The organism is Roseibium sp. RKSG952 (assembly GCF_009711355.1).
The window spans coordinates 1-8,219 of sequence record NZ_SMMF01000766.1 but is presented as its reverse complement, the minus strand read 5'-3'; the positions used below and the strand labels follow the sequence as shown (position 1 = coordinate 8,219).

General features: G+C 55.3%; 14 protein-coding genes. 6 read left to right on the top strand and 8 right to left on the bottom strand.

The window, feature by feature from the left end; translation table 11 throughout:
* The 3 genes from E1297_RS05995 to E1297_RS05985 all read right to left on the bottom strand — a co-directional run.
* The coding region (locus tag E1297_RS05995; RefSeq protein ID WP_155135242.1) for a DUF4055 domain-containing protein at positions 1 to 1,368 on the bottom strand (1,368 nt) is incomplete at its 3' end.
* A complete protein-coding gene (locus E1297_RS05990; RefSeq protein ID WP_155135240.1) occupies positions 1,365 to 2,765 on the bottom strand; it encodes a PBSX family phage terminase large subunit in 1,401 nt (466 codons plus the stop codon). The genes E1297_RS05995 and E1297_RS05990, both read right to left, overlap by 4 nt.
* On the bottom strand, positions 2,725 to 3,156 hold the full coding sequence (locus E1297_RS05985) for a terminase small subunit (protein ID WP_155135238.1): 432 nt from the start codon (positions 3,154 to 3,156) through the stop codon (positions 2,725 to 2,727). Before E1297_RS05985 ends, E1297_RS05990 begins: the two co-directional genes overlap by 41 nt.
* A gap of 79 nt (positions 3,157 to 3,235) precedes the next feature.
* Here E1297_RS05985 and E1297_RS05980 point away from each other — a divergent pair, with 79 nt between their 5' ends.
* The 5 genes from E1297_RS05980 (at position 3,236) to E1297_RS05960 (ending at position 5,007) form a co-directional block, all read left to right on the top strand.
* The gene (locus E1297_RS05980; RefSeq protein ID WP_155135236.1) at positions 3,236 to 3,427 is read left to right on the top strand and encodes a hypothetical protein; all 192 of its coding nucleotides are present in this window, start codon (positions 3,236 to 3,238) and stop codon (positions 3,425 to 3,427) included.
* A 148-nt stretch (positions 3,428 to 3,575) separates the two neighbouring features.
* Positions 3,576 to 4,082, top strand: coding sequence for a hypothetical protein (locus E1297_RS05975; RefSeq protein ID WP_155135234.1), 507 nt, complete (start codon positions 3,576 to 3,578; stop codon positions 4,080 to 4,082).
* Complete coding sequence (locus tag E1297_RS05970) at positions 4,063 to 4,509, top strand: hypothetical protein (RefSeq protein WP_155135232.1); 447 nt, start codon at positions 4,063 to 4,065, stop codon at positions 4,507 to 4,509. Before E1297_RS05975 ends, E1297_RS05970 begins: the two co-directional genes overlap by 20 nt.
* A 2-nt stretch (positions 4,510 to 4,511) precedes the next feature.
* Entirely contained in the window at positions 4,512 to 4,706 is a 195-nt protein-coding gene (locus tag E1297_RS05965) for a helix-turn-helix domain-containing protein (RefSeq protein ID WP_155135230.1), read from the top strand.
* A 52-nt stretch (positions 4,707 to 4,758) separates the two neighbouring features.
* Positions 4,759 to 5,007, top strand: a complete 249-nt coding sequence (locus tag E1297_RS05960) for an ATPase (protein WP_155135228.1) — start codon at positions 4,759 to 4,761, stop codon at positions 5,005 to 5,007.
* 6 nt (positions 5,008 to 5,013) lie between these two features.
* Here the strand turns inward: E1297_RS05960 and E1297_RS05955 are convergent, their stop codons facing one another.
* Complete coding sequence (locus E1297_RS05955; RefSeq protein ID WP_155135226.1) at positions 5,014 to 5,241, bottom strand: antitoxin Xre/MbcA/ParS toxin-binding domain-containing protein; 228 nt, start codon at positions 5,239 to 5,241, stop codon at positions 5,014 to 5,016.
* Between the two features lie 710 nt (positions 5,242 to 5,951).
* Between E1297_RS05955 and E1297_RS05950 the strand changes: the two genes are divergently transcribed.
* Complete coding sequence (locus tag E1297_RS05950) at positions 5,952 to 6,350, top strand: hypothetical protein (RefSeq protein ID WP_155135224.1); 399 nt, start codon at positions 5,952 to 5,954, stop codon at positions 6,348 to 6,350.
* Here E1297_RS05950 and E1297_RS05945 read toward each other — a convergent pair.
* The 4 genes from E1297_RS05945 to E1297_RS05930 form a co-directional block, all read right to left on the bottom strand.
* Positions 6,335 to 6,610, bottom strand: coding sequence for a hypothetical protein (locus E1297_RS05945; RefSeq protein WP_155135222.1), 276 nt, complete (start codon positions 6,608 to 6,610; stop codon positions 6,335 to 6,337). The genes E1297_RS05950 and E1297_RS05945 overlap by 16 nt on opposite strands.
* Positions 6,611 to 7,240: 630 nt before the next feature.
* Entirely contained in the window at positions 7,241 to 7,771 is a 531-nt protein-coding gene (locus tag E1297_RS05940) for a hypothetical protein (RefSeq protein ID WP_155135221.1), read from the bottom strand.
* Between the two features lie 2 nt (positions 7,772 to 7,773).
* Entirely contained in the window at positions 7,774 to 7,959 is a 186-nt protein-coding gene (locus E1297_RS05935) for a hypothetical protein (RefSeq protein ID WP_155135219.1), read from the bottom strand.
* A gap of 17 nt (positions 7,960 to 7,976) precedes the next feature.
* A complete protein-coding gene (locus tag E1297_RS05930) occupies positions 7,977 to 8,165 on the bottom strand; it encodes a hypothetical protein (protein WP_155135217.1) in 189 nt (62 codons plus the stop codon).
* Positions 8,166 to 8,219: the final 54 nt, after the last annotated feature.

Below are 8,219 nucleotides of genomic sequence, written 5' to 3'. Positions count from 1 at the left end.
CCAATAGGTCTCTTGCGACAGATCCCCACGTTCACGGGCCTTTTCGATGGAATCTGCGCCCGTGTCTTCCTTGAGCGACAGACTGAAATCCGTATTGACCGAGACAACCGGCTCCGCATTTGATTTCATCCATCTGGCTGTGAGCGCCAGACCGTTTTCAAGCGTGTCCTTCAGGTTCAGCGCCCATGCCTCAACCACCGTATGCGCCTTGTCCCCGGCAAACGCGGCTGTAATCGTGGTGATGTTGCCGGACTGAGCGGTCAGGGGCTGGCGTCCCAGCTCCCTTATCTGCGCTTCCGTTGCCTTGACCATGTGGTCCGCAATGAAGGTCAGCGATGTTGCAGCGGGCTCGATCACCTCCCACTGACCGTGGCGTCCTTCATTGCCCATCGGAGCGTAAAGCACTGCCATAGGCCCGACCGGAACAGATTGAATCTTGCCGTCATCGCCCTTGGGCGGCTCAACGCCATTGCCTGCCAACATCGGAAAGCAGGTCATTTCCGCCGCGTGATCCAGCCCGCTTTCATATTGATAATGCTTGATCTGCAAATGCGCGGCGTCCTTCAGAGGTGGCCGGACCTTCCAAGACGCGCCAAGCCGCTTGCCCGCGATGAACGGAACAAGCGGAATTACATCAATGGTCATCTGCCCTTCGGCAATCACGATCCATTCGGACCCGACGCCGTTGGTCTTCTCCCGCTTTTCATGGACGGCCCAGGTTGGCGCACCGGCAGAAACCGCATTGCCGCTCTCGTCATAGGCCACGGCCCGGTCAAGCACCCTCACCCGCTCCTTGGTGATCTCGCCAAAACCATCACGAATGACAGTGTCTTCCCTGATCCTCACATGAACGAACTGATCCTTGCCGCCAATGCGCTCTGAGTAGGCCGCAAGCAGGTTCAGCGCCGGGATATGCACCCAATAGGGTCTTGCTCCGATTTCGCGCTCCTGCGCCTTTGTCGCGCCCTCTGGCACATCCCGTGTGTAATCCACCATCAGCCAGCTTATGGCGTCGGCAACGCCTGCATGAAACAGATCGGCGGCGAACACATGCAGGTGATTGCCCTGCCCGTCGATATCTTCCAGAAGCTCGTCAATGGCATCGTCTGAGCCATCAACCGTCAGCTCTTGTTCAAACGGTTTTGACGACAGGGTTTCAACGATGTCCCCGAAGATATTCGTAAACTTGGCGTTGCCGCGCCGGTACTCGTAATCGCCTTCGGTCTCGTTCGGGAACTTGGGCAGATAGGTTGTTCCCGCCGCCCGCATGGTATCCGCCCCGCCAAGGATGGCTGCGATCATCTGCCAATAGGGCATCATCGCCGCATGATCAGAGGACGGCGTGTCCGGTGTTTTCATGTCCGTCATCTGCGGTTTCCGTATGTTCCGAATTGTGCTGTCGGTTGCGGTGCCTCACGCGGCGCAAACGCCATGACAAACCCATCGGCCAAGTTGGGAGACGGCACCTCGCGCTTTTCGAGGTCCTTCTTGCTCTCCACCTTGGACTTGCCCCTGTTGTCGTAGTCCTTGCGCGGCGTTGCCAGCTCATCAATCAGCGCGTCGAGATGGTTGCAATCACTGCAAATGCTGATCAGCTCGTCTTCCCCGAACCGCTGACCGTTGTGGACCGCATTGAAAGTATTGCGGAAACGGCGGGAGACTTCCCACCATGCTTGTGCCTTCAGGTTGGCGTAGAAATCCCCGTTCTTGGGCGAACGCTCGTCTTTCGGATCGATCCGGTCCAGCTTGTTCAGGACTTCTCCGGCAGCATTGAACTTGTGATACGCGATCCTCGTTTCGGTTGCCGCGTTCAGCTCCTTGAAATAGCTGCCCGCGAACGCCCCCAATCCGATGCAGTCATAATCAATTTCGGCCTCAAGCTGGCGTGCCAAGGCATGAACCCGCCTTGCCGACTTGATCAGCTCGTCCTCTCGCGCCTTCCACTGGTCAACGTGGGTGGCGACAATCCCGTGCGCTGCGACGGTCGCGTTCTTGTCCGCCCCGTCATCCGCGACATCAAAGCCGATCCGCTTCTTTCCTGATGGTGTGATGCCCAGCTTCTTGTGCGCGTCGATGGCCGCCAGAACCCACGACCGCTTGATGATCACCTGATCATCATCTTCTATCGGCTCACCGAGATAGATATGCCGGTATTCTTCCTCATCCTCTGCCCGCTTGGCTGCGATCACATCCAGGATGGTTTGCGAGAGGAAAGGATTTTCGGTGTAATTGATCTTGCGCTTGATGGTCTTCGGCGGTGTGTTGACCACAAAGCGCCGATAGACAAAATCCGTGACAAGGCGCGGATTGAAAATGATCCAGAATTGCGAGCCCTCGCCCCGCAAGGTCGGCTCCAGAATGTCCCATTGCTCTTTCGTGAGGTTATGCGCCTCTTCGATCCAGCAAACGTCGACCCCTTCCAGCGACTTGATCTCGTCAATATGCCGCCACAGGCCGTAGAACAGGAATTCCGAACCCGTGGCATCATGCTTGATCGAGTTGTTCGTGATCGTGAACTGGTCACCTAGCCCGAACCGCTCGATCTGCGTTTTCAGAAGCGTGTAGACCGATTCCGAAATCTTGTTCTGGAACTGCCGGGTGCACAGGAACCGGATACGGTAGTTCGACGCCAGAAAGATTGCGAAGCCTGCCGCGTCCCACGATTTGGAGCTGGACCGCCCGCCATAGAGGACCCGGTTGCGGGCTGGTGCTTCCCAAAAGCTCCTAAGAGCCGGGTTCAGTGTCGGGTTTGATACTGCCGCCATAGAAATCGTTCAGTGTCTTCACCTTCACCGGCCCGCCGTCAGGTCCGGAATGCTCGTGACGGTCGGTAAACATCTTGAGGTATTTTCCAAGATGGCCCCATGCGGCTACGCGTGCGGCGTGTGTGCCGCCCTTCTCTGCCGGAAGGGTCGCCTCTGTCTTCAGCCCCCGAAGCACCTCAGTAACCGTTATTTCGGCTTCCTCGCTGCGTTCTTTCGTGGCGGATGCAATAGCCTCGGCGATCAAAGGTTTTCTAAGGTTCTCCGCGCCCATCTGCTGAGCCGTTTTCTGACTATACCCGGCGCGGATGGCTGCCTGTGTGGCGTTTAGGTCACGCAGATATTCCTCAACAAATCGCTGTTGCTTGGCGTTGAGTTTTTTTGCGTTTGTCATATCGATCTGCCAAAATACAAGTTGCTTGTATGTTCACCCGAGCGATCATCAAAGTTACTTGGATAGCGCGAGGTCGAGAATGCCGCCCGAAACCTTCGCAGACTGGCTATTCGACATGAAAGCAGCCGGTCTTGCCCGTTCCGATGCCGATTGCGCCCGGTTGCTTGGCGTCTCTGCCAATTCAGTGGCCGCGATGAAGCGCAACGGTACGGATCATCGCACTGCCCTTGCTTGCAGGGCTCTCCTGCATCGTATGGAGCCGTATGCGTGAGCCCGTTTAATTCGCGTGTTTTTGCGGATTTATGCAATTTAAGGGTTGCAAAATCAAACTGAGTTACATAAATTAAAAGACATAGAGAGACGGAAACGGCCTCTCGAACCGCCCCGGCGGCACCGGGCTTCCTGATAGGAGAAACATCATGTTCTATATTGTCGAAAACACTTATGTTGGTCCTAACCAGAACGAAGACAGCTATCTGGACTGCAACACTATTGTCATTCAGGAAGAACCGGCCCTGACCAATATGAGCCGCGAGCCTCGCACAGAGGGGTGGTGCGGGACAACGAATGACTGGTCAGTAACAGCCCACGGCGCGTATGAGAGCCTGTCTGATGCGCAGGCTGCTATTGGCCGCATCTTTGGTGAAGTCCGCTTTGCGGAAACGGAAAGAGGCTGCGGGATCGTTGAAACGTACAAGCCCGGAAAATTCGAACCCCTCAGCGTTGAGACAACCGGCATCTGGGCGGTTGAGAATGACGACATTACAGCCGATACCTCTGATGAACGGATCGAGGAACTTGTAAACGAGTACGAAGCCATCGCGAATGGCGACGGGCAGACCCTCCACTCCTGCCTTGAGCGCGATATGCGCGCCCATCGGGACAACCTGCGCGATGAACGGGACAATGACGAAGCCGACGACTAAAGCCCTCATTCACCTGCGTGTACCGGCGGCCACAAAAGGCCGCTGGGTTCGCGCTAGCCGCGCCGCAGGCATGCGGCTCACCGACTGGATTACCCACGCCGTGGAGACGAACATGCAACAACAGCTCAGCACTGTTAAAATCCCTAGCGGCCTTGACTTTTCCGCCCTCAATCTTGCCCGTGATCCAGACGGCGCGGTCAGCCTCGACATGTCCGTGATCGAGCAGATTTGCGGTTTCAACGGCTTGCCCGTCGAGCTGTTCACCGATGGACCGGAGGATAATCTGTCCGGTCTGATCGCCACATGGTACCGCGCTCATATCGCCGCAGGTGGTGCCCCGGACCCGGTGCAGGAAGACCTGATCAGGGAAACGGAGATTGAAGACGCAGCAGGGCAGTCAGTCAGTCACCATCCGGGGAAGGCGTGACCATGACCGAAATGCTCCCCGAATCCGTCATCAAATGGCTGGCAGAGATGCGGGCTCGCGGCTACACCCAGCAGGACTGCGCCGAAAAGCTCGGTGTCACGCCGACCGGTGTCAGCAAAATGAAGCGCAATGGATCGACCAGACAAACCGCCCTCGCCTGCGCTGCCTTGCTCAATGATCTTGAGCCCTATGCGTAAAGCCGGTTAACCTCACTCTTTCCTGCATTTGCCGGTCAACCGTGGAATAGCCATGACCTCCACCCAAACCCAATTCACATGGCGCAAGTCATGGGAAGACCGCCCCAATGACGGCACCGGTACACACAAGACAGATCCTGAACTAACCGCCCGTGTCTATCTCGAACCGGGAGGAAAGCAATGGTACTGGGTGGTCAATTCATGGCGCAAGGTTGATGCCGGTTTGGCCCCGACCAAGGAGAGCGCCATCAGGGCCGTTGATCGCGCAGCCGCAACCTATCTGGACAAATCCGAAGGTTAACCTGCCTCATGTGCAGAACCTGCGCGGAATTTTGGCAAAAACCTCTCGCGGTCGCTCCTCGATAACTTTCAGAACTGTTTCAGTCTCACCGCGCATGATCAGATCGAGAGGTGTCTCCCCGTTGAGCTGATCATTAGGCCCGTCCAGCCATACCACCCACTGACTCGTCGGTATGCCGTGGTCATGATGCGCTGCACCGACCCGCCCAAGCAAATCTTCCAGTGTAATTGCCATGCGCACCCCCTTCGTCAGGCAGGTACATTCATAGCACAACCAGAGCGATATTAATAACAGAAAACTTCATCTAAATCGAAGCTCTAAAATTTCAAACCAAAATACAACTCAAATGCAATCTATTGTTTAGGTTTACTATAACACTCAAGTAACGCTGCGTGAGTATTTTAATACTGCCCGGTTTTGTTTTCCACTGAGGGAGGCGGCTAGGGGGCGGCAGTTGTTGGCGTGTAATTTGCCGGGCTGCACCGATGCCGTAGGAGGTTTTTACGGGGGCTATTCATAACCGTTTTCACGGTCAGGAAGTCTTTTGCCTTTCTCTTTCGCCGTCGCTCTACGAATAGGAGCGAAATATGGCGCGAAACAAATGCCGGGATTGCGAACTGAACAACCTGGATCTTTTGGAATTCTGCGATGATCTGCATGATTGCCTGAGCCAATCGGCCCGACACGCATTGGTACTCAGCAAATTTGCCGAAACTTTTGACCAGCAACAGTCTGCCGAGAGGCTGAAGCGCATTCAAGAACTGTTGTCCGAAGCTTCAGCGTTAAATGAGTATATAGACGCAGACCTTTACCGGTGCCCGGTCAGCAAACCACCAAGAAAGACACGCTGAACCTTCCCATGGCGCTTCTCGTTGACTCTGACTGCAACTTATAGATCTACTATATTATTTGATTACCTAGAGTTTAGAATGCAGGGGAGCGCCATGGATATTTCAGACCGTGAACGGATTTGGAGAAACCCTCGCAAGATCAACGACTTTGCAACCGACATAGCATCCGAACTTGACTATTTCGTGTTCCGCTGCGCGGATTACGAGGCTCGCGCAAGATCCATTGGCGCAACAGAAACCGCCAACCGCTTGAAGAGCATTTCGGCCATATTGGCGGACTGTTTTGAGATGACCGTAGAGGTCGAGCAGACTTGCGCGGCGGTCAATACCGAGCCGATGACAGAATGTCCGCTTGACTTGCTGTTCGACACCAAGCCTGCAAAGCCAATGGTGATCCATACCAGGAAGCTGGATATCCGCCAGAAGCTTGGCGTCGTCAAATCTGTCTCCTACCGGGCAGAGAGCCCCCCTGCCCTTCAGATCACCTCATAGGCAATCTTCGGCAGTCTCTGCCGACGTTCGTGCGCTCTCTGGATGGCAAACCCGGCCTGTCGGCGCAGCATGACCGCATAGTCTGAGGGATGGGGCTTGATCAGCTTGTACTGGACTTCGGCGGAATACGGCCCCCGGCTGTCGCGGAAACAGAACCGGGCGTGCCAGCCGTCGAATTCATCCTTGAAGAAGTCAACGGAGATGTGACGTTCCCGCGCCAGATCATCCAGGATTTCGAGGAATTCAACGAGTTGGGCCATATGGTTCCTCAAAAAAATCGCAGGTTTCCAACCAAAGGTCGTTTCTGGTTGTGGAAAACATCTGAGCGCGGAATCGGATTTGTTAGAGCTGGGCGTCAACCGAACAATGAGAGGTCAAATACGCCCAATGCCCCCGAACGGATATCTTTTCCTAATCTTGGTATTCACTCTTGTGATGACAATCTACCGATGTACACCGCTGTAGGGTGACAAAGAAAAACCCGCCAGCCGGTTAAGGCTGACGGGCTTCTCGCATACCCCGCCTAGTTGGGGTGCTGTCGGTTCTTGAATGAGTAACCCCTCGGTATTGAGCCCGGCGCTACCGGAAGCCTGAGAGGTGTTGTTGACGGGGCGGCGCGAACCGTTATCGCTGCAATTCTTACGGTCTTGATCAGTTGCAGTCTGGGCGTTGGCGTTCCCCGCGCCAGCGCCCGTTCCGGATCTGAAAAATGCCCCTGCTTTTGTCCCCATCGTCTGCGGTGATCAACCCGCTCGTTTGGGATTTGTACAAGGGCCGCTAAACTCTCCTTGAGCGAAGAACTTAGGACCGGCAGCAAGCTACCGGTGGGTTAAACACAATTCTTGAACTTACATTTCTGACACTACGTTAACTCCGGGATTAAGTCAACCTCAAGCTGCGCGTTTTCTGTGACCTACACGCGCCCGATGCACCGCATTGAGAGCGTACCGCAAGTCGCCTATTTGGTGCTCGCAAACATGCCCTCTGACCATGCCGTCCAGAGCCCCGGCTAGGTTGGCCGTATTCCGAAGTTGCACCTGCATTTCCGCCACTTCTTCCTGTATGCGCGCCCATTGTGCCATAGCGAAGCGGCAGAACTTTTCGTGCGCTTCCTCGTTACCCGCTCCGATTGTGTCACGCGGCTCACGGGCGTGGTGCGGGTCATCAATCGCCGCAAGGTAAGATAACCGGGCACTTAAATAATGCACAGCGGCCTCGTACTGGTCCCGGTCGATGTCCTCTTGCGCGAACAAAAGCCCCTCAATCGAGCCCACAGAGCGCGCCAACTTCCTTGGAATACCGGCCCGGAGCCGGACAGCCAGAGCCGTTTCCATGATCTGCATTTCGGTTTCGCCCCTGCTTTTCCGGACCAATCTTCCATTGGCCTCACGCTTGCCGGACTTGCGCTTGCGACCTGCCATCACTACCCCCTGAATACTTCCTTCAGCATTGCGTTCACGCTTTCATCGCGCAGTTTTTGAAATTCCTTCGTGTAGATGATGTTTTCCGGGTATTCCCCGTTCCAGCCTTCTGCTGAGGCTTTGAAACCTCGTGTGAAAGCCTCGTCGAAGAGATGACGCTGCGCTTCCTCAAGAGCGATCCGGTTCATGAGCATTCCGCCGCCTTTCACTCATCATCCCGCCGCGTGGCAGTGATCTTGATGAAGTTGGAATCAATGTCGATGAAATGGCCTTTGCAGGTCTGAATAATGGAGATGATCGCGGCAGACAGTTCCTTGATGATGAAGTACGCACCAAATGTAATGCCGAACCAAACCCATATGTCCGAGACGTAGAATTGAAGAATCTCAAGCATGTCTGCTCTCCTTAAAATGGAATCTCGTCGTCCATGGGCCCGGATCCACCCGAC